Source organism: Streptomyces sp. NPDC046985 (assembly GCF_040644415.1).
Taxonomy (GTDB): Bacteria; Actinomycetota; Actinomycetes; order Streptomycetales; family Streptomycetaceae; genus Streptomyces.
On record NZ_JBEYWK010000015.1, the window covers coordinates 64,077 to 87,591 of the forward strand.

The window sequence follows — 23,515 nt, forward strand, 5'->3', positions numbered from 1 at the left end:
GCTCGCCGACGGTCACGCCCGCGCCGCGCCGCGCAGCCCGTGGTGATCTTCCGCGGTGTCGCGATCTCCATGTCCCTCGCTCCCTCGGTGCTATCCGGTCGTCGATCCGCGGCCACGACAGCCGCGCCGTACGTGAACTGACGGCGCGACTCGGCGCTCCGGGGCCTGCCGCTCGGCGCCGCCCCGTCAACGCTGCCGGTGGGTAAAGTCTCCGGATGCCGGACGACAGCGAACATCTCGTGCAGGCGGCCGTCGAAGGGGAGTTGCGGCTCCTCGACCCGGACGTGCGTGCCTGCGCGGACCGTGTCCTGGAACTCCTCGATCCGGAGTTCCACGAGATCGGCGCCTCCGGACGGCGCTGGGACGCCGAGTCGATCCTCGCGGTGACCGGCGACGGCTCGGTGACCCCGGAGTCCGCCGTGGAGGTCAGCGAGATGTCCGGCGCCGTGCTCGCTCCCGGCGTGGTGCATCTGACCTACCGCTCCGACCACCAGGGCCGCCGGGCGAGGCGGAGTTCGGTGTGGCGTCTGACGGAGACGGGCTGGCGGCTGTACTTCCACCAGGGCACGTTGATCGACTGAGCCAGGGGGAGCGGCCGTACGCGGCGGGACGCCGTGACGCCCGCGGGCCGCACCGGGCCGGGGCCGACAGCCGCTCCCGCAGGCCCGCGTCACGCCCCCTCGGCCGCCTCATCGGGCGAGGTCGTGTACCGGTGGCGTACCCAGAGCGGCAGGCCGACCCAGCACGCCAGGTACCAGGCCACCACCGTTCCCACCAGCCAGGGCACGAAGGCGTCGTGGGTGGCGACGCGCAGGATCAGGAAGAGCGCGGACGTCAGGGTCGCGATCAGCAGGAACAGACCGAGAAAGGTGAGCCGCGCCGCCCAGCGGACGGCCTGCGCCTTGATGCTGCGGCCCGACACGAGCCGGTGGAAGGGCACGGGGGCGATCAGCGCGCCCGTCGCCGTCGCGCCGAGCACGACCGTGGTGATGTAGATCACCCGGTCCGGGGCGGACAGGTTCCCGAAGGCCGGTGTGAAGGCCACGCTCAGCAGGAAGCCGAAGAGGATCTGCACGCCGGTCTGCGCGACGCGCACCTCCTGCATCAACTCGTTCCACTGGCGGTCGGCACGCTCCTCCTCGGACTCGGTCCGCCCCTCTTCGGACTCGGTCCGCCCCTCCTCGGGCTCCGCACGACCCTTCTCAGACTCCGCAGGCCCCTTCCCGGACTCCGTACGCCCCTTCCCGGACTCAGTCCGCCCCTCCGCCGCAGACCCGTCGCCGTTCTCAACGGCTCTCCCGATGACCGATCTGACGGCCGTCATCTCGTCGTTCACCACGAATCCTCCCCGCGTTCACATCCTGTCCGCTTCCTCGTACCCGCGTTCAGGCGCGCCGCGCACGAGGCGCCAGACGCTTTCCCGGCGCCCGCTCCGAAGCGGTCGGCAGCCGCCGAGCCGCGCTGACCTCGTGGGCCTGAGACCGCACTGCCGTCCACTGCCGGGCCGCTGTCCGCCGTCTGCCAGTCGCCGGCCGCCGGACCGTTTCGCGCGGCCGCCCGCACCGCGCCCCTGCGATCTTGCCCAGACTTGACGACACGGCCGGACATGAGGAGCCCGCGCCTGGGCAGCGGGGGAGCGTGATGCGCTTCTTCCTGGTGTTCCTCCTGCTGGCAACGGCCGCCGTGGCGACGGCCGCCTCGATCGGCGAATCCCCATGGTGGTGGTTCGCCGCCGCACCGCTCGCCGCCTGCGCCCTGCTGGGCCTGTGGGACCTGCTGCAACGCCGGCACTCGGTGCTGCGTAACTATCCCGTGCTCGGGCACGCCCGCTTCCTCCTGGAGCGGATCCGGCCCGAACTCCAGCAGTACTTCGTCGAGCGGAACTTCGACGGGCGGCCCTTCGACCGCGATGTGCGCAGCATCGTCTACGAGCGGGCCAAGGGCACCGACGCCGAGCAGCCCTTCGGCACCGAACGGGACGTCTACGAGGTCGGCTACGAGTACCTGGTCCCGTCCATGGCGCCGCGCCAGGCGCCCGAGACGCCGCCGCGGGTGCGGATCGGCGGCCCGGACTGCACCCGCCCCTACGACATGGCCCTGCTCAACGTGTCGGCGATGAGCTTCGGCTCGCTGTCCGCGAACGCCGTCCTCGCCCTCAACGGAGGCGCCGCCGCCGGCGGGTTCGCCCATGACACCGGTGAGGGCGGACTGTCGGAGTACCACCTGCGTCCGGGCGGCGACCTCGTCTGGGAGCTGGGCACCGGATACTTCGGCTGCCGCACCGACGACGGCGACTTCGACCCCAAGGAGTTCGCCGACAAGGCCGCCCACGACCAGGTCAAGTGCGTGTCGCTCAAGCTCTCCCAGGGCGCCAAGCCCGGCATCGGCGGAGTGCTGCCCGGACCCAAGGTCAACGCCGAGATAGCCCGGGTGCGCGACGTGCCCCAGGGCCAGACCGTCATCTCGCCCCCGTATCACCGGGTGTTCACCACGCCCCGCGAACTCGTCCGCTTCATCGCCCGGATGCGCGAGCTGTCCGGCGGCAAGCCGGCCGGCTTCAAGCTCTGCGTCGGCTCGCGCCGCCAGTTCCTCGCCGTGTGCAAGGCGATGGTCGAGGAGGGCACCGCCCCCGACTTCATCATCGTGGACGGCGCGGAGGGCGGCACCGGCGCGGCGCCCCTGGAGTTCGCCGACCACGTCGGCGCCCCGCTCACCGAGGGCCTGCTCACCGTGCACAACGCCCTGGTGGGCGCCGGGCTGCGCGACCGCGTCCGGATCGGCGCCAGCGGCAAGATCGCCACCGGGAGCGACCTCGTCAAGCGCATGATCCAGGGCGCCGACTACGGCAACGCCGCCCGCGCCATGATGTTCGCCGTCGGCTGCATCCAGGCCCAGCGGTGCCACACCAACACCTGCCCCACCGGCATCACCACCCAGGACTCCCGGCGGGCCCGCGCCCTCGACGTCGGGGACAAGACGCAGCGGGTACGCCGACTTCAGGAGGCCACCGTCGCCAGCGCGCTGGAGCTGATGGCGTCCATGGGAGTGACCGACCCCGCGCAACTGCGCCCGCACATGCTGCGTCGGCGTACGGACCTGTATACCGAGCAGTCGTACCAGGAACTGTACGAATGGCTGGAGCCGGGAGAGCTGCTGGCCGACGCGCCCGCGTCCTGGGCGGCGGACTGGAAGTCCGCCGACCCCGATGCCTTCGCCATATGATCTGGAGGATCCCGTGTCCCGAACCGTCGCACGCGTCATCGTCGACGCGCTCAGTCAGCTCGGCGTGCGGCAGGTGTTCGGCGTCGTGGGCGACGCGCTGAACCCGTTGACCGACGCCATCCGCACCACCGACGACGTGGAATGGGTGGGCTGCCGGCACGAGGAGGCGGCCGCCTTCGCCGCGAGCGCCCAGTCGCAGCTCGGCGACGCCCTCGGCGTCTGCATGGGCACCGTCGGCCCCGGCTCCGTGCACCTGCTCAACGGCCTGTACGACGCGGCCAAGAGCCACACCCCGGTGCTGGCCGTCGCCGGTCAGGTGCCGCTGCCCGAACTCGGCACCGACTACTTCCAAGAGGTCGACAACGACGCCCTCTTCGCCGACGTGGCGGTCTTCCGGGCCACCGTCACCTCTCCGGAGCAGCTTCCGCAGCTCCTGGAGACGGCGGTGCGCAACGCGATCGGCCGCAAGGGCGTGGCCGTGCTGACCGTGCCCGGCGACATCGGTGACCGGGAGGTGCCTGAGGACCGCCCGCTGCGCCTGTCGCTGACCTCCGCGCAGAGCAGGCCCGAGGAGTCCGCGGTGCGGCGCGCGGCGGAACTGCTGGACGGCTCGGAGCGCGTCACCCTGCTCGTCGGCCGCGGGGCCCGCGCCGCACGCAAGGACGTGCTGGCCCTGGCCGACCGGCTGGCCGCCCCGATGGTGCTCACCCTGAAGGCCAAGGAGGGCTTCGAGGGCGACGACAACCCGTACCAGGTGGGCCAGACCGGGCTCATCGGCAACCCCGCCGCCGCCTCGGCGCTGCACGACGCGGACACCCTCCTGCTGCTCGGCACCGACTTCCCCTACCGGGACTGGTATCCGCAGGGCAGCACCGTCATCCAGGTCGACGTCGAGGCCGCCCACATCGGCCGGCGGGTCCCCGTCGAGGTCGGGCTCGTCGGGGACACCGGGGCCACCGTCCGCGACCTGCTCACCCACCTCGGGGCCGGGCCGGGCGACGACGGACGCGACCGCGCGCACCTGGACCAAGCGCGCGCCCGCTTCGAGCGGTGGCGCGCGGGGCAGGCCCGGCTCGCCGACCCGGCGCACGACAAGGGCCTGGTGGGCCGCATCCGCTCGGCGCTGGACAACCACTCCCACGACATCCGGCCCGAGGCGCTGGCCGCGACCGTGGACCGGCTCGCCGCCGACGACGCCGTCTTCACCTCCGACACGGGCATGGCCACGGTGTGGCTGTCCCGGTTCGTCGAGATGCGCGGCGGCCGGCAGCTCATCGGCTCCTACAACCTCGGTTCGATGGCCAACGCGATGCCGCAGGCACTGGGCGCGCAGAGCATGGACCGCGACCGCCAGGTCGTGGCCTTCTGCGGCGACGGGGGCCTGAGCATGCTCCTGGGCGATCTCATCACCCTCAAGACGCACCGGCTCCCGGTCAAGCTCGTGGTCTTCGACAACCGGCGGCTCGGCATGGTCAAGCTGGAGCAGGAGCAGGCGGGACTTCCGGAGTTCGGCACCGTCCTGGACAACCCCGACTTCGCCGCCGTGGCCCAGGCCATGGGCATCACCGGCATCCGGGTGACGGACCCGGCCGAGCTGGAGGACGCCGTGCGCCGCGCGTTCGACACGCCCGGTCCCGTCCTGCTCGACGTGCTCACCAACCCGGACGAGATCGCCGTCCCGGCCAAGCCGACCGTCGAACAGGGCTGGGGCTTCGCGGTGGCCAAGATGAAGGAGATCGTGCGCAGCGAGGGCGACGAGGGGACGGACTGACGCCTCCTGCGACCGCACACCCCGGGGCGGCGCCGCCGCCCCGGGGTGTGCGCGGTGACCGGCCGAGGGGCGTGCGCGGTCACGGGGGCGGGAGGCTCACGGGTGCGGGAGGCCGGTGACCGGCGGGAGGCTGCTGACCAGGGACGGCCGATTGAGGCGCCCGTGCCGGGGAACCAGCACCTGGCGGCGGTGGATGCCCCGGCAGGCCGCCGCGCCGGGGGACGGACGACAGGAAGGCGGAGTGGGGACATGACCGACGGAACGACCCGGGCGCGTGAGGACCGCGCGGAGCCGGAGGGCCGTGACCGCGTGCCCACCCCGCCGCTGCGTCCGGGCGAGTACGATCCGGCCGACTACGCCGCGTGCGTCGCCCGCGGCTCCGCGGCGGCGGACGTCTCGCCGCTGCTGGTGATGGCGGTGCTGCACAACGAGGCGTACAAGCCGCACCACCCGTTGCTCGAACGGCTGTGGCACTGGTGGAAGCCCGGCGCGTCGTTCGGCGTCGCCAACATGCATCAGGCCACGTTCGAGCGCGTGCGCGAGGCCCACGACCTCGCGGGCCGCTGGGAGGATCTGCGCGACGACCCCGAGTTCGCGATCCACGCGGCCGCCCTGCACCTCAAGGACCTCGACCGGCGCCTGCCGGAACGGTTCTCGCGCCGCTACCGCCGGGACGAACTCCTCGCGCTGGGCTACAACGCCGGCGAGCGCAACATGCGCGCCTTCGCCCGCGGCGTCCCGCCAGGCCCGATGGCGCGCTCCTACCTCCGCCGCTTCCGCGCCTGCCAGCCCCAGGCGAGCCGTGCGCTGACCGGCGTGGCCGGGGCGCACGACCCGGTAGGGGAGTGAGCGCCTACCCGCCAGCGCGGTAGGAGAGTGAGCGCCTACCCGCCAGCGTGGTAGGAGAGTGAGCGTCGACCGTCACCGCGGCGGGCCGGTCGCGTCACATTCCCACACCCCCCGCTCAAAGGGCGACGCGGACCTTCAGCGCCGATCGCTCGTCCATCGCGCGGTAGCCGTCCGGCACGCCGTCCAGGCCCACCGTGCGGTCGAAGACGGCGCCCGGGTCGATGGCGCCGTCCAGCACGTCGGGGAGCAGTTCGGGAATGTAGGCGCGGGCCGGGGCCACGCCGCCGGCCAAGGTGATGTTGCGGCTGAACATCTGGCCGATGTCCACGCCCGCGCTGCCGCCGTGCGGCACTCCGACGTAGCCGACGGCGCCGCCGTCGCGGGCGAGGGAGATCGCGGTGCGCATCGACTCCTCCGTGCCCACGGCCTCCAGGACGCAGTGCGCGCCCTGGCCGCCGGTCAGTTCCCGGACGGCCTCGATCGCTGCGTCGCCGCGCTCGGCGACGACGTCGGCGGCGCCGAACGCGCGCGCGATGTCCGTCCGGGCCTGGTGGCGGCCCAGTGCGATGATCCGGTCGGCGCCGAGCCGGTGCGCCGCGAGCACGCCGCACAGTCCGACCGCGCCGTCTCCGACCACGGCGACGACCGACCCGGGCCGGACCCGGGCGCTCACGGCGGCGTGGTGTCCGGTGCTCATCACGTCGGACAGCGCCAGCAGGCTCGGCAGCAGCCGCTCCTCGGCGACGGCCTCCGCGGGCAGCCGGACCAGCGTGCCGTCGGCGTACGGCACGCGCACGGCCTCGCCCTGACCGCCGTCGGAGCCGACCTCTCCCCAGAATCCGCCGTGCGGGCAGGAGGTCTGCAAGCCCTCACGGCAGTAGTCGCACGTGCCGTCGGACCAGACGAAGGGGGCGAGCACGAAGTCGCCGGGCGCGAAGCCGGACACCGCGGCGCCGGTCTCCTCGACGACGCCGAGGAACTCGTGCCCGATCCGCTGCCCGGGGACGCGGGCGGCCACGCCCCGGTAGGCCCACAGGTCGCTGCCGCAGATGCAGGCGTTGACCACACGCACCACCGCGTCTCCGGGATGCTGGACCCGGGGGTCGGGGACGTCCTCGATCCGGATGTCGTTGGGACCGTGGATCACGGCGGCACGCACGATGGAACTCCTGACACTGCTGCTGACGGGGGTCGACGGAAGTCGAGACGGATCAGCCAGCGTCGCCTCCGACCCCCGCCGCTGTCCAGCTACATCACCTACACCCCTGCTTTAAGTAGCCCTAACGGACGCTGCCCCCGTCCGGTGGCCCGGTCCTGCTCAGCCCGGGGGGCTGGGACCTTAAGATGAGCTGATGCTCGACGTCCGACGGCTCGTCCTCCTGCGCGACCTGGCTGCGCACGGCACCGTGACCGCGGTCGCCGACCTGCACGGCGTCACGCCCTCCGCCGTCTCCCAGCAACTGCGCCTCCTGGAGGAGGAGACCCGCACTCGCCTGCTGGAACGCACGGGCCGTTCCGTGCACCTCACCGCCGCCGGGCGCCGCCTGACCGAGGACACCGAGCGGGTGCTCGCGGCGCTCGAACAGGCGCAGAGCCGCCTGCACACCGGCGCGGAACACTCCGGCGGCCCCCTGCACCTCGCCTGCTTCCCCAGCGCCCTGATTCCGCTGGCCGCGCCCCTCGGCGACGTGCTGGAGCATGCGCGTCTGCGCCTGCACATCACCGAGGCCGAGCCCGAGCCCGCCGTACGCCTGCTGCTCCAGCGCCGGGTCGACCTGGCCCTCGTCTACCGCTACCGCAACCTGGCCACACCCGAGCCCGCGGGCGTCGAGACCCGCGTCCTGCGGACCGACCCCATGGTCGCCGTCCTGCGCCGCGACCACCCCGAGGCGCACTCCGCCTCAACGCCTCTCGACCTGGGGCGGCTGGCCGACACGCAGTGGATCACCGCCCCCGCCCACACGGCGTGCGGCGACGCCGTGCTCCAGGCGTGCCGGTCGGCTGGGTTCACCCCCCGGGTCCGGCACACCTGCACCGACTTCGCGGCCATGACCGCCCTCGCCGCCGGCAGCGGCCTCCCCGTGCTCATCCCGCGGATGGCCGCGGCCGGCCTGCCGCCCGCACTGATCACACGGCCGGTGACGGACACCGCCCTCGCCCGCACCATCGAGATCGCCGTCCGCCGCGGCACGGCGGGCGACCCGAAGACCGTCGCCTGCGTCGAAGCGCTGCGAGCCGTCGCCCCGGACGACGCCGCATCGGGTCCACTCCCGGCGCTCCAATGACCTGACGACTCGTCATGTCTCTTTCCGGCCTTCCCGGGACGGCACGACGACCGCGCGCTGAGCCGGGTGACTGGCCGACCGCCTCTCCCTCGCCTTCCAGCTCCCGTAGCTCCCGAAGCTCCCGGGGGACAGCTCGGGAAGCGTCCGCTTGCGGGACGTGAAGGCGCGGCACGACGGCGGATCTCTCAACTCCCTTGCTGCTTTGGGGTGTTCTGAGGTCATGACGGCTGAAGTGGCGCAGCGGACGGACTGGTTCAGGTCGCTGCCGACTACTTGACCTGTCGATTGGTTCAGTCCAACAGTGGTACCGCACGTCCCCACCTGTTCACGACCCCCACGTCCCACCCCAGGAGTCCGTCGTGCTCTCCCGTCGTGCCCTCCTCGCCGCCGCGGCGGCCTCCGCTGCCGCGCTCCCCCTGACGTCCTCGGCCGCCGTCGCCGCCGCCCGCTCCGCGGTGCGCGCCCAGGCCGCCGCCGCACTGCCCGTCGTCCTCGCCAACAACTCCGGCGCCTCGACCCCGGTCTACGCCTACATCTCCGGTGCGGACAGCTCCGGTTGGCCCGGGTTCGTCACCGGCGACGGCGTCTTCCACCGGTTGCCCGACCCGTCCTCCACGATGACGCCCGCCCCGGACTACTCCATCCCGCTCGGCGGCTCGGGCTCCGCGCCCGTCCGTCTGACGTTCGGCGACTACGTGATCGGCGGCCGGGTCTGGTTCTCCAGCGGCCGGAAGATCCAGTTCTTCGTCAACCCCTCGTCCGCCAACGGCGGCCGCCCCGGCCTGGTGCAGCCCGGCTTCACCAGTTCCGACCCCAACTGGAACACGAGCTGGACGTTCTGCGAGTTCACGTACAACGCCGCCAACCTGTACGCCAACATCAGCTACGTCGACATGGTCGCCCTGCCGGTCTCGATGGCCACCACCGGCGCCGCCGGGTCCCAGTCGGTGCCGGCGCTGCCCTCGGGCGCCCTGGGCTCCATCGCCTCCGGTCTGCGCGCCCAGCACGCGGCGGACGGCGCGCCCTGGGACCAACTGGTGGCGGCCGACTCCTCGGGCACGGTGCTGCGCGTGCTGGCGCCCTCGCACGCGCCGACCAGCTTCGGCGGGTACTGGCAGCCGTACCTGGACCGCGTCTGGGACTACTACCGCTCCCACACCCTCACCGTGGACGGCCAGGGCTCCATCGGCGCCTACTCGGGCACCGTCAGCGGCGACGTCCTGGTCTTCGCCGGTCTCAACACCAACGGCGTGCCGTTCACCAAGCCGGCCGCGGCGGACATCTTCGGCTGCGCGAGCGGTCCCCTGTACAACTCCGGCGCCGACGCCCGTTCCGCCGTCGCGGCCCGCCTCGCCGCCGCCCTCAACCGCTCCAGCCTGCTGGTGTCCGGAGGATCCTCCCAGCCCAACGGGGTCACGCCCTCCCAGTACTACACCGAGTCGATCACCAACCACTACGCGCGGCTGGTGCACAAGTACGCGACCATCGGCTACGCCTTCCCCTACGACGACGTCGGCCCGACCGGCTCCGCGCCGGTGGACGGCCACCTCCAGGACCCCGCCCCCACCTCCTGGACCGTCACCCTCGGCCCCGGCTCCGGCTCGACGAACCCGCCGGGCGGCGGCGGCAAGAGCGCGTACTCCACCATCCAGGCGGAGGACTACACCGCCCAGAACGGCAGCCAGACCGAGAGCTGCTCCGACACCGGCGGCGGCCGCGACGTGGGCTACCTCTCGGCCGGGGACTGGCTGAAGTACGCCTCGGTGGACTTCGGCTCCTCCTCCCCGGCGCAGTTCCAGGCCCGGGTCGCCTCCGGTGTGGGCGGCGGGGTCAGCGGCGCGGTGCGGGTCCGGGTGGACAGCCCCACCGGTCCGCAGATCGCCGAGATCGACCTCGGCTCCACCGGCGGCTGGCAGACCTGGCGCACGGTGCCGGCCAACGTCACGCGCGGCGTCACCGGGGTGCACGACGTGTACCTGAGCTTCGAGGAGAGCACGACCGAGTTCGTCAACGTCAACTGGTTCACCTTCACCCACTGAAACCCCGGACCGCGCCCGCGCGCCGGGCGCCCTGTCACCGTGGAAGGAGCACGAGACTCCCACGCCGTCTCTCCGGCGCCGCCGCCTTCGTCGTCTGCGCCGTCCTCGCCGCCGTCCTGTCCCGGTGGACCACCGGGTCCGCCCGCGCGGGCGCGGACCAGACCAGCCTGCGGGGCGCCGACCCGAGCGTCCTGCGGGTGGGCGGTACTTACATCGGCGTGCAGTCGACCGGCGGCGCCGTCGTCGTGCGGCAGGCGTCGTCGACGGCCGGGCTGGCCTCCGCGCCCGCCCGGCAGGTCTGGTCGGACACGCGCGGTCTCGGCGAGGTCTGGGCGCCGGAGATCGTGCGGGACGGCGGCCGCTACTGGATCTCCTTTTCGGCCGGCCGCGGCACGGCCCACCGCATGTACGTGATCGGCTCGGCCGCCCCCGACAGCGGGTACGGCAGCGAGACGAAGCCGGCCCTGCCGGACGATAAATGGGCGATCGACGGGACCCTGTTCACGTTCAACGGGCAGCGCTGTACGTCGACGGCCCCGGCCACCACACCTTCGTCCTGCTCGACGGCGACATCAGCACGAGCGCTCCCGCCGGACCGAAGTTCCCCCCGATGTTCCACGCGGTCCCCAAGGGCACCCCGTACTCCTGGGACAACCGCTACTGGTACACCGGCTCGTTCTGATGGGTCCCCTGTGGAAATGGGACCGCATCGGCTTCAGGGCCTGGCCGTCGTGAGTGTCGGCGGCGGAGACTCCGACGCGTAGGGGCAGTCCGTCCGCGTCGGACAGGACATGCATCCCGGAACCGGGCCTGCCCCGGTCCACGGGGCTCGGACCTGTGAGTTCGCCCCCTTTTTTTAGCGCGGACGTGCCCGGAGTCCAGGACCGCCCGGGACAGATCGATCAAGTCCCGCTCGTCCAGGAGCTGGAGAACCTTCTGATGCAGCCGCCCCCAGACCCCGGCTCTCGACCAGATGACGAACCGGCGATGGACCCTCGACTTCGACGCCCCGAAGCACGGCGGCAACGCCCGCCAGGCGCAACCGCTGACCAGCACATAGACGATCGCGGCGAAAACCGCCTCATCATCGATGTTCGCGACCCCGCCACCTTGCGGGCGCACCCGGGCCGGCGGCAACAGCGGCCTCGCGATCTCCCACAAGCCGTCCGGAACAATCCATCCCCACCGTCCACTCCCCATGCCCAGGACAACTGCCAACTGACCGTGTAGGAAACGGTCTTAGTGATCCGGCCGTGCTCCATCACGATGATGTGATCGGCGATCCTGGTGTTCTCCAGGCGGTGGGTTCCCCGCTGACCAGGCACTTCGCGGCGTTTGGCAATCGCTGGTGCGCCACCTTAGCCGGGTGGCTCAGCAGTCTTGGCCTGGATTTGGGCGGCGGCGCATTGCAACTCGTCAAGGACTGTTCGGACGGCCATTCGGGCGGAGCGCTCGGGCCGGTGGAGGACGTCGATGGCGCGGCGAGCGTGCACTCCGCTGAGCGGCCTGAGCACGACATCGGGGTGTGGCCGGGCGGTCCAACGGGGCATCAGCGCGAGGCCGCCGCCGGCGGCGACCTTCCCCGCAGTCCCGGCCCAGCGCAAAGCCCGCCGAGAGTACGAGAACCGTGTCAGCGCACTCACCCCTGACCATGATCGTTCTCAGCGCCAACCGCTGTACTGATGCCCCCCGAGGCCGTTGGCGTGCTCGGCGAGCGCCCGGTAGATGCTGGCGACGGAGGGGTTCTGTCCCTTGCGCTGGCCGGTGGGGATGATCGGGTCGGGCTGGATCTGCTCGACAGACTCGCCGCCCGCGCGGCGCCGAGCCGCCCGCAAAGGGCCTGTGGGCGGTGCGTCAGCCCGAGGCTCCGCTGCGCCGGGCATAGGCACGGGCGGCGCGGACGCGGTCGCCGCAGCGGGTGGAGCACCAGTGACGCCGGCCGTGCGTGCGCAGGAGGAACCGGTCACAGGGGGCGGAGCCGCAGGCGGCGAGGATGCCGGCGTCGGGACCGGTGAGCAGGGCGGCGGCGTCGGCGGCGAGGGTCGCCAGCGCGTGGTTGACGGCCCGGTCGGTGGGGTGTGCCTGGATGCGGTGCAGCCCTTGAGCCCCGTCCCAGGCGAGCAGAGGTGCGGTGGGTACGGCCGTGAGTGCCTCGTTCACCGCGCGCAGGGATTCCTTGGGCGGGGCGGTGGCGTCGACGCGGGAGGCGAACAGGGCGCGTACGTGTGCGCGCAGCGTGCGCATCCGCTGTGCGCACACCTCGTACACCTGCACGTCCGGGGTGGCCAGGCCGTGGGCGTGGAGCCAGTGCATGGCGGATGCGGGGGCGGCGAGCAGGTCGTAGCTCTGGCCGGCGGGCAGGGTCGCGGCGGTGTCGGCGAAGTCCAGGGAACGGTACCGGTCGGCACCCGGAGCTGGGGGAAGAGCGGTCTTTGCTGTGTCGGTGGCCAGGGCGTCGTCCATGCCTCTCATGGTAGCGCTTGCATTTTTCCGTGATGTCTGCCTAACTTGGCATCACGGAAAAAGCAGATTTTTTTCGTGAGACACGAAGGAGACGTGATGTCCCAGCTCAACGCCGATCAGTTCCCGGTCCGCACGTTCGGCGGCCCGACCACCCTCTTCGAGTACGGCGGCCTGCGCTTCCTGACCGACCCGACCTTCGACGGCCCCGGCGACTACCCCTCGTCCGGCCCGATCCTGACCAAGACCGCCCCTTCCACCATCACCCCCACCGAGCTCGGCCCCATCGACGTGGTCCTGCTCTCCCACGACGAGCACGCCGACAACCTCGACACCTCCGGCCGCGCCCTGCTCGCCGACGTCCCTCTCACTCTGACCACTCCCGGCGGCGGCGAGCGCCTCGGGGACAAGGCCAAAGGCCTGGCCGACTGGGAGACGGTCGAGCTGGAGCGGCCGGGCGGCGGCACCATCACCGTCACCGGTGTCCCTGCCATCCACGGCCCCGGCCCGCGCAAGGAGGTCGAGTCCCTCTCCGGTCAGGTCGTCGGCTTCGTCCTGACCGGAGAGGGCCTGCCGACGGTCTACGTCAGCGGCGACAACGCCTCTCTCGACGCCGTCAAGGAAATCGCCGAGCGCTTCGCCCCGGTGGACACCGCCGTCCTCTTCGCCGGCGCACCCCGCTTCCCCATGCTCTACGACGGTGGACTGATCGTCCTGGACAGCGCCCAGGCCGCCGAGGCCGCCCGGATCCTTGACGCCCAGCGTGTCGTCCCGGCCCACCACGACAGTTGGACCCACTTCACCGAGGGCCGCGACGAGTTGGAGGCCGCCTTCACCGCCGCCGGCCTGGCCGACCGTCTGGACCAGGACTGGATCCGGCACGCCTGAGCCTGAACCGCCGCCAAGAACCGATCGCCGGTCGGGGCCCGCGACGCGCGGGCCCCGACCCTCGACAGCAACCCCCTTCGCGGCGTCCCCCGGGCGCCGTACCAGGCCCTGGACTCCTAGGGCGTGTTGCGAAAGTCCCTTCTGCCCGGCGGCGTCTGGCATGCACGCTCGCCGCGTTGTCGGAGTCGCCCCGACACGCCCGGTATCGGGGCGACCCTCCGCCTTGCGATCGCACGCACCAGACACCGCCGGGGCCCGCCCTGCGGGCGGACGACGCTACTTTCGAAACACGACCTAGCTCAGACACCAGCCGCAAACTAGCCGGATGATCACGTGCTCGCCGCTGTGGCGGCCTGCTCGTCGTGCTCGCGCAGCATCCGCATGACGGTCGCGGGCGACGGGTGCTCCCCTTTCTTCGTCCCCTTGGAGATGACTAGCTGGGCGGCGATGTCGCGCAGATGGAGGGCCATCGAGAGCATGTGGTTGTCGACGACGCCCGCTCCACCGATGGTCTTGCCGCGTTTGCGGGCGGACTCGTGTCCTTCGAGGGTGCGGTCGCGGATGTACTCGCGCTCCATTCCGGACAGTGCGGCCAGCACGGTGAACACGACGCCGGACGAGTCGTGCGAGCCTTGGAGTTCGCCGGTGACGAACTCCAGGCCGATATCGCCTGCCTTCAGTTCCTCGGCGAGCGCCGCCAGTTCGATGCCGCGGCCGAGCCGCTTGTGCTCGTGGACGATCGTCTCGGCCCGTTGCGGCCGGTTGTTCCGGGACGGCTGCTGGCTCCCCGCGCAGTCCGGGAGCCAGCAGGAGGGTGACCGCGACCGACGCCGCGGCCATGACGGCCATCGCGGTGTCCGGCGCGACGTACTGGGCGACCGCCCCGGCGAGGGTGGCACCGACGCCCTGCATGGTGAGCATGCCGGCGGAGTGCAGGCCAAGCGCCTGCCCGTGGATGTCCTTGGGGGTGAGGGCCATGAGATGCTCCTGCAGAAGCAAGGTGGCGGAGTAGCCGATCGATGCCAGGGTGACGGCGGCCAAGGCCAGTTCGAGTGCCGGGTGGGCCGCGAAGGCCAGGTACGGCGCGGCGAGCAGAAGGCGCAGTGGAGCGTCCAGTCGCCGTCTCCAAGTCGGCGGGACGAACCGGCCGGTCACCGCGTCTCCGATGAGCATCCCTCCGGCGGCGAAGGCGAACAGCAGACCTGCATGCCGGGGCGCGTAGGGAACGAACAGCGACTCGCAGCCGACGATCAGGCCGTTGGGGACCCACAGGGCGAGGTAGACATACCGCCGAGGTCGTGATGACCAGAGCAGCGCATTGGTGCGCCAGGTGGCGGTGATGGACGGCCGCCCCATCGTGCGCGCCGGGCGGCGGCTGAGGCCGAACCGGGCGACGACGGCCGTCACGAGGTAGAGGGCAGCGCCAGTCACCAGTGTTCCGCGCGGGGAGAGGGCCGTCACCAGGCCGGCGCCCACGGCGAACCCGCAGATCTGCATCGTGCCGGCTGACATGTTCAACACCGACCGGCCGAGCAGATGACCCTCGGCGGGGAGGATCTCGCTGAGCAGCCCGTACCGTACCTCGCCGCCCACCGAACCGATCAGCCCCAGGAGCAGGATCACCACGAAGACGGCCCACAGGGGCAGACCGGGGACGGCCAGTACGGCGGTGCCCAACCCCAAGGCGACCGCCAGAGTCGTCATCGCCGCACGCGGTGGCAGCCGATCGGCTGCCGACAGGAGCGTCGTCGCCCCGACCACCTGGGCCAGGGACGGGCCGAACATGCTCAGCGCGGACAACAGCGACGAGCCGGTGGCCGCGTAGACGAACGTGCCCAGGGCCAGGCCACTGACCGTCATCGCGGCCACCTGTGTCGAGGCGGTCACGAACGGCGGAGTGAACTCAGGTGTACGAAACAGTCCTCGATAGGTGATGGGCATGAGTCGAAGTCTCACGGTCGGAACGGTGAGTCCGTTTAAACGCCCGCGGGTTCAGCGGCTGCCGGATCGCGGCGTAGTGCACGGCGCGGGTGGCCTCGAAGTCGCCGGGCAGGTCGTCCTCCGGGTTGCGCCAGCGCGCGGCGCCCTCGACGTAGATCTCCCGGCGCCGCACTGCGTCTCGCAGCGCGACCAGGACGCACAGCTCATACGGGATGCGTTCGACCTCACCCTTGTCGTCGACGACCGCCTCGCGCCAGTCCTTACGAACCACGCCGTCCATCGGCACCTCGTCGCCAGCGTCGTAGAAGCGGGTCTTGCCATCGACGCCGGCGTACTTTTTCAGCAGCTTCATCGCGTCCATCACCGGCCGATACGCGGTGTTGGTGCACTTGAAGCCCAGGGTGTTCAGCACCGGCAGCGGCATCTGCCGGGCCGCGAGCAGGGTGATCCGTACGTCCTCCGCCGTGTCACGGAAGTCCGAGGGGTACATCTTGATCGCCCGTGCCCGCCAGGCGGCCACCAGCTTCTCCGAGCAGTCCGTGAACAGCCCGTCAGGCAGCCCGAGCCTGCGCACGTCGTTGAGCTTGGTGATCTCCGTGAGCAGGGAGTCCAGGCCGACCGCGCCCGGGTCCCGCTTGAGCGCGGCCAGCAGGGCGGTACCCGCCTCGTTGTCCTCGGCCACCATGGACAGCGGCCGGGCCGTACTCGCCTCGCCCAGGCGGCCGATCGTGCGGGCGCAGAACGTCCTCTCCCACTTGCCGCGCGCCGCGACGAGTACCTTCTCGACCCGGGTCCGGCCCGGCGGCTCGATCTTCCGGGCCCGGCACTCGACCAGCAGGACCTCGCGCTGCCGGTCCTCCACCAGCTCGACCGGACAGACCTCCACGGCCAGCCACTCGGCCAGTGCCTTCTCGTCCGCGACCGTCGAAGGCCGGAATCCCAGGGCCTCACGGATCTGCTTGCGGTGGTACTCGGCAGTCCGGCCGACCAGCATGTACTTCGCGAAGTCGGTGGCCGGAACCTTCACCAGATCGGCGGCGTACTCCACCGCGGCCGACGGGACCTCTTCCAGCACATCGGGGAACCGGCATTCCAGCTCGAAGAACTTCCACAAGAGGGCTGAAGCCGAGCCGCGTCGTCCCGCTCTTGTTCGCCACCAGGTCCCAGTCGCCGTCTACCAGCGTCCAGTTCGCCAACAGCTCCTCTGGCGACCACTCTTGCCGCACGGCCGCCTCTTTGGCCTCGATCACTCGATCAGACCAACGACGACGTCCAGGACGGGGAAACGGGCTCGTCCGGCTACCCGCGACCTACTTTGCGGCTGGTGTCTGAGGTAGGACTCCAGGGCCATGTCGGCCGGTGTCGCGCGCCACGGGCGGGGGGTGAAGGCGGCATGGGCGAGCCGGGCGAGTGCGTCGAGATGCAGGCCGACCGCGGCCGGCGGTATCAGGCGCAGGGAGCGGGGTGGGCCGGGAAGCTGAGCTTCCCGGCCCACCGGTGAGGGTGCGCTCACCGGGTGTCAGACACCGGTGGCCGCGCTGTAGCGGGCGGCGACGTCCTCCCAGTTGACCAGGTCCCAGAGCTTGGTGACGTAGTCGGGGCGGACGTTCTTGTACTGCAGGTAGTAGGCGTGTTCCCAGGCGTCGAAGACCAGGAGCGGGACGCTGCCCTGGCCGACGTTGCCGTGGTGGTCGTAAACCTGCTCAACGATCAGGCGGCGTCCCAGCGGCTCCCAGGCCAGCACTCCCCAGCCGGAGCCCTGGACGCTGGTGGTGGCCACGGTGAGCTGCTTCTTGAACGCCTCGAAGCCGCCGAGGTGCTCGTCGACGGCGGTGGCCAGGGCGCCGTCGGGGCGGTCTGCGCCGTCCGGGGAGAGGTTCTGCCAGAAGATCGAGTGCAGGACGTGGCCGGAGAGGTTGAAGGCGAAGGTCTTCTCCAGCCCGACCAGGCCGGTCGGGGTGATCTGGTCCTTGTCGCGGACCTCGGCGATCTGCTCCAGGGTGTCGTTGGCGCCCTTGACGTAGGCGGCGTGATGCTTGGCGTGGTGCAGCTCCAGGATCTCCGGCGTGATGGCCGGAGCGAGCGCGGAGTAGTCGTACGGCAGGTCCGGAAGCGCGTAGGCGCCCATGTGGTTCAGCCCCTTCCCAGGCGGTGATCGTCGGAAGCAAGCATGACCCTTATTGCGAGTGAGTTGCAACAACAAGCTTCATGCATCAGCATGGAGGGGCGGGGCTGGCCAGTCAGCTTTCGGCAGTGCGGCACCGTGAACGGTGCGTTCCTTCCCGAGAGGTGATCGTCTTCTCACCCGGCGCCCGCCGGTATCGGCCGGCCCCGCCTTCGTGCCGCGGGCTCGCGCTCACTCCTCCTCGGCCGTGTCCCGGGCACGCAGGGGCCGCAGCCCGTCGGGCAGGTCGGGGAGCTGGAAGGAATACCGGCCCAGCATGTTGATGTGGCGCCGGACGAACGGGGAGAGGCGGGCCACGTCCTCGTCACGGACCTCGTGCGCATTAGCGCTGTCCCCGCCGTGCACTGAAGGCTCCTCGCCCGCTGCCAGCCGCTCGACGGCGGTCAGGGCCCCTCCGCGGTCCCGGCCCAGCGCAAAGCCCGCCGTGAGTACGAGAACAGGGTCAGCGCCCTCACACCCTGAACAAGATCGTTCTCATCGATAACCGCTGTACCGATGTTCCCCGAGGCCCTCCTCCACGGCGATCCGGTCGAGCAGCGCGGCCGCGCTCGGCGGTCTTTACATCCGTGTCAGATCGTGCGCTAAGCCTTCGGCAGCCGTCGTTCTGCCAGGCTGTCGACCATGGTCTACCGCTATGAGCACACGCCGTCGGAGCCGCTGACCGTCGGCCGTCTCCTACTCCTCCTCGCCGGGCTGGACGACTCGACGCCGATCGAGGTCGTGGTGCCCACCGGCCCGAGCGCGGAGTGCGGGATCGGCGACGGGCCGCCGCTGATCCTCACCGGCGCCTCCGGGGACTGGACAGTCGATTCGGAGACGGGTCGACCGCACCTCACCTTGGACGCGGACTACCCGGCCGGGCATTACATGCGGCTGGACGACGGGCGCCACGTCCCGGACTACAGCCGGTAGGGCTGGTCCTGCTGGATCTCTGTGTTCGGGTGGGGCTGGGCCTGAAGCATCTGATGGTGCCCGTAGGCGGCTGAAAACCGGGCGGGTTCGTGCAGAGAAGTCCCCTTCAGCCGGGTCGGCAACTACTAGGGTGCGTGGAGTGGACACCGTTTCTGGACTTCCCGACGCTCTCCGCCTGATCGTCACGGGGGGAGGCACCGGCGGTCATACCTATCCCGCGCTGACCGCGATCCGGGCGCTGCGAACTCGATTGGCCGGCGAGGGCCGCACGCTCGATGTGCTGTGGATCGGCACCGCTCAGGGCCTGGAGGCGCAGGTCGCCGGCGCGGAGGGCATTCCCTTCACGACGGTCGCCACAGGCAAGATCCGGCGGTCCTCGAACCCGTTGAAGATGGCGTCGCCCGCCAATGTCCGTGACATGGCGCGCGTTCCGCTGGGCGTCGCGCAGGCGCGCAAGGCGGTCGCGGGATTCGGTCCGCACGTCGTGCTCGCGACGGGCGGATACGTGGCCGTGCCGACCGGGCTGGCCGCCCGCATGTGCAAGGTCCCGCTGGTCCTGCACGAGCAGACTGTGAGGCTCGGTCTGGCCAATAGGAGGCTGGCCGGGTCCGCCGCCCGGATCGCGGTGTCCTCGGAGTCGAGCCTGTCGCTCCTCCCGGACGGCGTGCGTGCGGCGGCGGTGGTCACGGGCAATCCGGTGCGGCCCGAGGTCCTGACCGGGCGCCCGGACAAGGCCGTCACCGCGCTGGGCCTCCGGTTCGATCGGCGCCTGCCCACGGTGTACGTCACCGGCGGGGCGCAGGGCTCGCAGCAGATCAACGACGTGGTCGGCGGCGAGCTGCCGTGGCTGCTGGAGCGCGCCAACGTGGTGCACCAGTGCGGCCTGGCCCACCACGAGGCGCTGTCCGCCGGTGCGGCGGGGCTTCCGGCCCATCTCGCCGCCCGCTACCACCTCACGCCGTTCGTCGGGCCGGAGCTGCCGGACGTGCTGGCCTTGGCGGACGTGGTGATCTCGCGCAGCGGCGCGGGCACGCTGGCCGAACTGACGGCTCTGGGCAAGCCCGCGGTCTTCATCCCGCTCGCCTCGGCGGCCGGCGACGAGCAGGCGCACAACGCCGCGCACCTGTCGGAGTCGGGCGCGGCGGTCGCGCTCCTGGGCGAGGTCACGGGCGACCGCCTGCGCGGGGCTGTGGGCCCGCTCTTGGAGGATCGCGAGCGCCGGGAGGCGATGGCGGCCGCGGCGAGGTCGCATGGACGTCCCGATGCCGCGGACAGGCTCGTAGACGTGCTGCTGTCCGCGGCGTCCCGCCCGGTGACCGGGCACCGGGCGCGGGGCTAGGTGACGCGCCGGCCGTCGTGCAGGGCGGTGCCGGCCTCGATCAGCACGGCGCACTCCTGGAACGCGGCGTCGTCGTGGCCCATCGGGTCGGGGACGTCGCGGTCGCCGAGGTAGAGGCGCAGTTTGCTCTCGTGCTCCGGGCCGAAGACGGATCTCAGCGCGGTGAGGACTGCGGCGTCCATGGCCAGGACGGTGTCCGCCCAGCCCATCATCTCCAGCGTGATGTGCTGGCTGCGGTGGGCGGTGAGGTCGTAGCCCAGCCGCCGGGCGCGCCGATCATCGCTGTATTGGCGGGTTGGTCCTGCCACTTGCTGATCAGGCCGGCCGAGCGGACCGCCATGCGCGATCCGCCCCGGCGGGCCAGGGCGAGCTGCGCGAATGGGCTGCGGCAGTGGTTGCCCAGGCACACGGCGAGTACCTTGGCGGGCGTCACGCGCCGCCCCCGGCGTGCCGGAGGGCGTCTCGGAGGGCGCTCACGACGCGGCGGACGTCGGCGTCGGTGAGGTGCTGGTGGAAAGGCAGGCTCAGGATCTCCTCGCCCACCCTCTCGGTGACCGGCAGGGGGCGGCGCCAGGGCGCGAAGGCGGGCTGGAGGTGGTTGGGCGGGTAGTGCACGCCGACCCCGATGCGCGCCGCCCGCAGATGCGCGAAGACCTCGTCCCGGCGCTGCACGCGGACCTGGCACAGGTGCGGCACGGCGTGATCGGGGTCGACGTCGATGAGCGTCGCGCCGTCCAGGTCGGCGAGGGCGCCCCGGTAGGTCCGCCAGAGACGACGGCGGGCGGCTGCGGCGGCGTCGAAGCCGTCGAGCTGCGCCAGGCCGATGGCCGCGTTGATCGCCGAGAGCTGGTAGCGCAGGCCGAAGCCCTGCACCTGGTAAGCGGTCCTCTCGGCGCGCTCGCTCTGGGACTGCACGACTCCCAGGAGGCGGATCCGGCGCAGGGTCGCGGCCTCCTCGGGCGTGCGGGGGACCACGGCGCCGCCCTGGCCGCACGTCAGGTTCTTGATCGGCCCGAAGGAGAAGCACGTCAGCGCCGTGCCGTCGCCGCCGACGAGGTCGGCGCCGCTACGGGAGCCGAAGGCGTGCGCGGCGTCCTCGATGACGGCGACGCCCCGCTCGGCCAGATCCCCGCTGATGGGGGAGAGGTCGACGGCTCGGCCGCCGAAGAGGACCGGGAGGACGGCGACCGTGGCGTCGGTGACCGCCTCCGCGATGAGCTGCGGGGTGACGCACAGAGTGGCGGCGTCGACGTCGACGAAGCGCGGAGTCGCTCCGACGGCGAGGATTGCCTGCACGGTGGCGCAGAACGTCAGGGAGGGCACGATCACCTCGTCGGCGGCGCCGACGCCGGCGGCGAGCAGAGCACTGTGGAGGGCGGCGGTGCAGGAGGCCACGGACACCACGTCGGGCACGCCGAGGTAGTCGCCGAGGCGCTGCTCGAACCGCTCGGTCACCGAGGTGTGCCCGTAGTGGCCGGTCTCCAGGACGCGGGCGACGGCGTCCGCCTCCGCTCCGGTGAGGAAGGGGCTGGCGTTGCGCCGGAAGTCGGGACGGGGCTGGGTCATGCGGAGGCCTCCTTGCTGGTGATGCGCTTCAGGTCGCAGACGTCGCCGACCGCCAGCGTCTCGACGCAGTTGGTCAGGAACACCCCGGGCCGGTAGGCGAGGGCGTCGTGGTCGACCGGCAGGCCGAACAGCCCGCGCACCATCTGGCCGACGAGGTCGGCTCCGGCGGCCTCCGCCAGCGGGAAGCCGCCGGCCACCCGCACGTTCAGCTCGGTGATGGTGATCGCGCCGCTGTCCTGGACGAAGCCCTGCACGCAGGACAGCCCCTCGGTGCGGACGGCGCGCAGCGCGGCCAGGACGACGTCGAGGACGGCCGGGGAGCGGAAGGTGGTGGAGACCGCGGCGAGCCCGGCCTTGACGAGGTCTCGGCGGCGCAGGATCGCCGAGGTCCGGCCGGAGCGGTCTACGAGGCAGTCCGCCGTGAACTCGGCGCCGCGCACGCGCTCTTGCACCAGCGCCTCGGGCACCAGCTCGTCCAGCAGCAGGGCGTGGCGCCGACTGCCGACGAAGTGGACGTGCTGGGCGCCGTGGCCGCGCCGGGGCTTGACCACCAGCGCGGCGCCGTCGGGGACCTGATCGAGGGTGTCCCCCCACCAGGAGCGGGGGGTGGGCACGCCGTGCTCGGTGAGCACTTGGTGGAAGGCGGCCTTGTCGATGCACGCGTGCACCGACGCGGGCTCGGGCAGCCACAGGCGCACACCAGCCTCCCGCAGACGCCCTGCCATGCACAACAGCGAGGGGAGGTCGTTTTCGATGGCCGGCACGATGGCGTCGACTCCGAGGTCCCGGCACAGCTCGTCCATGCGGGCGCAGTAGCCGGGATCGTCGGCCAGCGGGATGAGCTGGGGGGTGACGCCGGGGAGGAGGAACCCGGGGGCCAGCGCGTCGGCGTCGGCGGCGACGACGCGGTGCCCCAGGCGCAGAAGGCTGCGGGCGAGCCCGAATCCGGGGTTGGCGCCGACGCCGGTGACGAGAATCCGGCGCGGCTCGATCTGGTCAGTGTCCACGGGGCAGCTCCAGCGGGACGCGGGCGGGGCGGGCGGCGGGAACGACGGTGCGCGAGTCGGTCATGAGGGGAGCCCAGCGGTCGACGTTGCGGCGGTACCACTCGGCGGTCTCCGCGAGCCCGTCGTCGAGGCGGTGCTGCGGCCGGTAGCCGAGCTGATCGCGAGCCTTGGTCCAGTCGATCGCGTACCGCGCGTCGTTGGCCGGCCGGTCCGGGATGTAGCCGACCGCGTCCCACGTGGCGCCGCATAGGGCCAGCAGGTAGCCGGTCAGCTCCTTGCAGGACAGGTCCGCGCCGCCGCCGAGGTTGTAGACCTCCCCGGGCTCGCCTTTGCGCAGCACCGCCTCGATCCCGGCGCAGTTGTCCTCGACGTGCAGCCAGTTGCGCACGTGCTGGCCGCGATCGTGGAGAGTGACGGTCATGCCCCGCAGAAGCCGGGTGACGAAGAAGGGGATGATCTTCTCCGGATACTGGTTGGGCCCGTAGTTGTTGCTGCTGCGCGTCACGCACAGCGGGAGCCCGAGCGTCGAGTGCGCGCCCAGGGCCACCAGATCGCCGGCCGCCTTGGACACCGCGTAGGGGACGGTGGGACGCAGCGGCGCCTCCTCGGTCGCCTCGCCTCGAAGGAGGGGGCCGTAGACCTCGTCGGTCGAGACGTGGACGAACTTCTCGACGCCGTGGCGGTGCGCGGCCCTCACGAGGACCTGCGTCCCGAGCACGTTCGTGGACAGGAAGCCGTCGGCCGCGCCGTAGGAGCGGTCTACGTGGGACTCGGCCGCGAAGTGCACCACCGCGGTGGGGCCGGACGACATCAACTCGTCGACTGCGGCGGCGTCTTGGACGTCGCCCTGGACGAAGCGCAGCTTGTCGGACAGGAACGCCGTGCCCAGGTTCTCGATGCGACCGGCGTAGGTGAGGGCGTCGAGGACGGTCACGCGGACGACGTCCTCGGCCTTGATGATCCTCTTCACGAAGTGCGAGCCGATGAAGCCGGCGCCGCCGGTGACGAGCACATGTCTCATGGGGTGCCTCCAGGGGAGGGTGACGGCTCT

General features: G+C 71.8%; 21 protein-coding genes and 4 pseudogenes. 10 read left to right on the forward strand and 15 right to left on the reverse strand.

From position 1 onward, the window contains the following. Positions 1–215: 215 nt before the first annotated feature. Positions 216–581: a DUF4440 domain-containing protein gene (locus ABZ861_RS20240; protein ID WP_361631936.1), complete on the forward strand. Its 366-nt coding sequence runs from the start codon at positions 216–218 to the stop codon at positions 579–581. An 89-nt stretch (positions 582–670) separates the two neighbouring features. Here ABZ861_RS20240 and ABZ861_RS20245 read toward each other — a convergent pair whose 3' ends face one another. Further along, complete coding sequence (locus tag ABZ861_RS20245; protein WP_361632185.1) at positions 671–1,324, reverse strand: DUF6328 family protein; 654 nt, start codon at positions 1,322–1,324, stop codon at positions 671–673. A gap of 317 nt (positions 1,325–1,641) precedes the next feature. On the opposite strand from ABZ861_RS20245, the gene ABZ861_RS20250 reads away from it, so the two are divergent. From ABZ861_RS20250 to ABZ861_RS20260, 3 genes are all read left to right on the forward strand, one after another. Beyond that, entirely contained in the window at positions 1,642–3,222 is a 1,581-nt protein-coding gene (locus ABZ861_RS20250) for an FMN-binding glutamate synthase family protein (protein ID WP_361631938.1), read from the forward strand. Between the two features lie 13 nt (positions 3,223–3,235). After that, positions 3,236–4,993, forward strand: coding sequence for a thiamine pyrophosphate-dependent enzyme (locus ABZ861_RS20255; protein ID WP_361631940.1), 1,758 nt, complete (start codon positions 3,236–3,238; stop codon positions 4,991–4,993). Positions 4,994–5,242: 249 nt separating this feature from the next. Further along, on the forward strand, positions 5,243–5,842 hold the full coding sequence (locus tag ABZ861_RS20260) for a transglycosylase SLT domain-containing protein (protein ID WP_361631942.1): 600 nt from the start codon (positions 5,243–5,245) through the stop codon (positions 5,840–5,842). A 115-nt stretch (positions 5,843–5,957) separates the two neighbouring features. On the opposite strand, the gene ABZ861_RS20265 is transcribed toward ABZ861_RS20260, so the two are convergent. After that, complete coding sequence (locus ABZ861_RS20265) at positions 5,958–7,001, reverse strand: zinc-dependent alcohol dehydrogenase family protein (protein WP_361631944.1); 1,044 nt, start codon at positions 6,999–7,001, stop codon at positions 5,958–5,960. A 193-nt stretch (positions 7,002–7,194) separates the two neighbouring features. Between ABZ861_RS20265 and ABZ861_RS20270 the strand changes: the two genes are divergently transcribed. The 3 genes and pseudogenes from ABZ861_RS20270 to ABZ861_RS20280 all read left to right on the forward strand — a co-directional run. Beyond that, positions 7,195–8,127: a LysR family transcriptional regulator gene (locus tag ABZ861_RS20270; RefSeq protein ID WP_361631946.1), complete on the forward strand. Its 933-nt coding sequence runs from the start codon at positions 7,195–7,197 to the stop codon at positions 8,125–8,127. 359 nt (positions 8,128–8,486) lie between these two features. After that, positions 8,487–10,166: a beta-1,3-glucanase family protein gene (locus tag ABZ861_RS20275; protein ID WP_361631948.1), complete on the forward strand. Its 1,680-nt coding sequence runs from the start codon at positions 8,487–8,489 to the stop codon at positions 10,164–10,166. Next, positions 10,163–10,845 (forward strand): annotated as a pseudogene (locus ABZ861_RS20280) (family 43 glycosylhydrolase); the annotation flags it as partial. The gene ABZ861_RS20275 and the pseudogene ABZ861_RS20280, both read left to right, overlap by 4 nt. 28 nt (positions 10,846–10,873) lie before the next feature. Here the strand turns inward: ABZ861_RS20280 and ABZ861_RS20285 are convergent. From ABZ861_RS20285 to ABZ861_RS20300, 4 genes and pseudogenes are all read right to left on the reverse strand, one after another. After that, a pseudogene (locus tag ABZ861_RS20285) lies at positions 10,874–11,366 on the reverse strand (IS5 family transposase); the annotation flags it as partial. 158 nt (positions 11,367–11,524) lie between these two features. Beyond that, positions 11,525–11,743 (reverse strand): annotated as a pseudogene (locus ABZ861_RS20290) (LysR substrate-binding domain-containing protein); the annotation flags it as partial. Positions 11,744–11,827: 84 nt separating this feature from the next. Then, entirely contained in the window at positions 11,828–12,001 is a 174-nt protein-coding gene (locus ABZ861_RS20295) for a hypothetical protein (protein ID WP_361631950.1), read from the reverse strand. Between the two features lie 19 nt (positions 12,002–12,020). After that, positions 12,021–12,629 (reverse strand): ABATE domain-containing protein, encoded by a 609-nt coding sequence (locus ABZ861_RS20300; RefSeq protein ID WP_361631952.1) that lies wholly within the window; start codon positions 12,627–12,629, stop codon positions 12,021–12,023. Positions 12,630–12,725: 96 nt separating this feature from the next. Here ABZ861_RS20300 and ABZ861_RS20305 point away from each other — a divergent pair, with 96 nt between their 5' ends. Next, a complete protein-coding gene (locus tag ABZ861_RS20305; protein WP_361631954.1) occupies positions 12,726–13,514 on the forward strand; it encodes an MBL fold metallo-hydrolase in 789 nt (262 codons plus the stop codon). Between the two features lie 329 nt (positions 13,515–13,843). On the opposite strand, the gene ABZ861_RS20310 is transcribed toward ABZ861_RS20305, so the two are convergent. The 5 genes and pseudogenes from ABZ861_RS20310 to ABZ861_RS20330 form a co-directional block, all read right to left on the reverse strand. Beyond that, complete coding sequence (locus ABZ861_RS20310) at positions 13,844–14,413, reverse strand: recombinase family protein (RefSeq protein WP_361631956.1); 570 nt, start codon at positions 14,411–14,413, stop codon at positions 13,844–13,846. Continuing rightward, positions 14,304–15,455: pseudogene (locus ABZ861_RS20315) on the reverse strand (MFS transporter); the annotation flags it as partial. The gene ABZ861_RS20310 and the pseudogene ABZ861_RS20315, both read right to left, overlap by 110 nt. After that, positions 15,418–16,569, reverse strand: coding sequence for a DUF4158 domain-containing protein (locus ABZ861_RS20320; protein ID WP_361631958.1), 1,152 nt, complete (start codon positions 16,567–16,569; stop codon positions 15,418–15,420). The gene ABZ861_RS20320 and the pseudogene ABZ861_RS20315, both read right to left, overlap by 38 nt. 405 nt (positions 16,570–16,974) lie before the next feature. Beyond that, the gene (locus ABZ861_RS20325) at positions 16,975–17,583 is read right to left on the reverse strand and encodes a superoxide dismutase (protein ID WP_361631960.1); all 609 of its coding nucleotides are present in this window, start codon (positions 17,581–17,583) and stop codon (positions 16,975–16,977) included. A gap of 228 nt (positions 17,584–17,811) precedes the next feature. Then, entirely contained in the window at positions 17,812–17,985 is a 174-nt protein-coding gene (locus ABZ861_RS20330) for a hypothetical protein (protein ID WP_361632219.1), read from the reverse strand. Positions 17,986–18,261: 276 nt separating this feature from the next. Here ABZ861_RS20330 and ABZ861_RS20335 point away from each other — a divergent pair, with 276 nt between their 5' ends. Then, the gene (locus tag ABZ861_RS20335) at positions 18,262–18,552 is read left to right on the forward strand and encodes a DUF6225 family protein (RefSeq protein ID WP_361631962.1); all 291 of its coding nucleotides are present in this window, start codon (positions 18,262–18,264) and stop codon (positions 18,550–18,552) included. Positions 18,553–18,691: 139 nt separating this feature from the next. Then, complete coding sequence (locus tag ABZ861_RS20340; protein WP_361631964.1) at positions 18,692–19,891, forward strand: UDP-N-acetylglucosamine--N-acetylmuramyl-(pentapeptide) pyrophosphoryl-undecaprenol N-acetylglucosamine transferase; 1,200 nt, start codon at positions 18,692–18,694, stop codon at positions 19,889–19,891. Here the strand turns inward: ABZ861_RS20340 and ABZ861_RS20345 are convergent. From ABZ861_RS20345 to ABZ861_RS20360, 4 genes are all read right to left on the reverse strand, one after another. Then, the gene (locus tag ABZ861_RS20345; RefSeq protein WP_361631966.1) at positions 19,888–20,199 is read right to left on the reverse strand and encodes a hypothetical protein; all 312 of its coding nucleotides are present in this window, start codon (positions 20,197–20,199) and stop codon (positions 19,888–19,890) included. The two genes, ABZ861_RS20340 and ABZ861_RS20345, sit on opposite strands and share 4 nt — an antisense overlap. Positions 20,200–20,320: 121 nt before the next feature. Then, positions 20,321–21,457, reverse strand: a complete 1,137-nt coding sequence (locus ABZ861_RS20350; protein ID WP_361631968.1) for a DegT/DnrJ/EryC1/StrS family aminotransferase — start codon at positions 21,455–21,457, stop codon at positions 20,321–20,323. Beyond that, positions 21,454–22,464, reverse strand: coding sequence for an ATP-grasp domain-containing protein (locus tag ABZ861_RS20355; RefSeq protein ID WP_361631970.1), 1,011 nt, complete (start codon positions 22,462–22,464; stop codon positions 21,454–21,456). The genes ABZ861_RS20350 and ABZ861_RS20355 overlap by 4 nt, the downstream gene beginning before the upstream one ends. Beyond that, positions 22,454–23,485 (reverse strand): dTDP-glucose 4,6-dehydratase, encoded by a 1,032-nt coding sequence (locus ABZ861_RS20360; RefSeq protein ID WP_361631972.1) that lies wholly within the window; start codon positions 23,483–23,485, stop codon positions 22,454–22,456. Before ABZ861_RS20360 ends, ABZ861_RS20355 begins: the two co-directional genes overlap by 11 nt. Between the last annotated feature and the right edge of the window lie 30 nt (positions 23,486–23,515).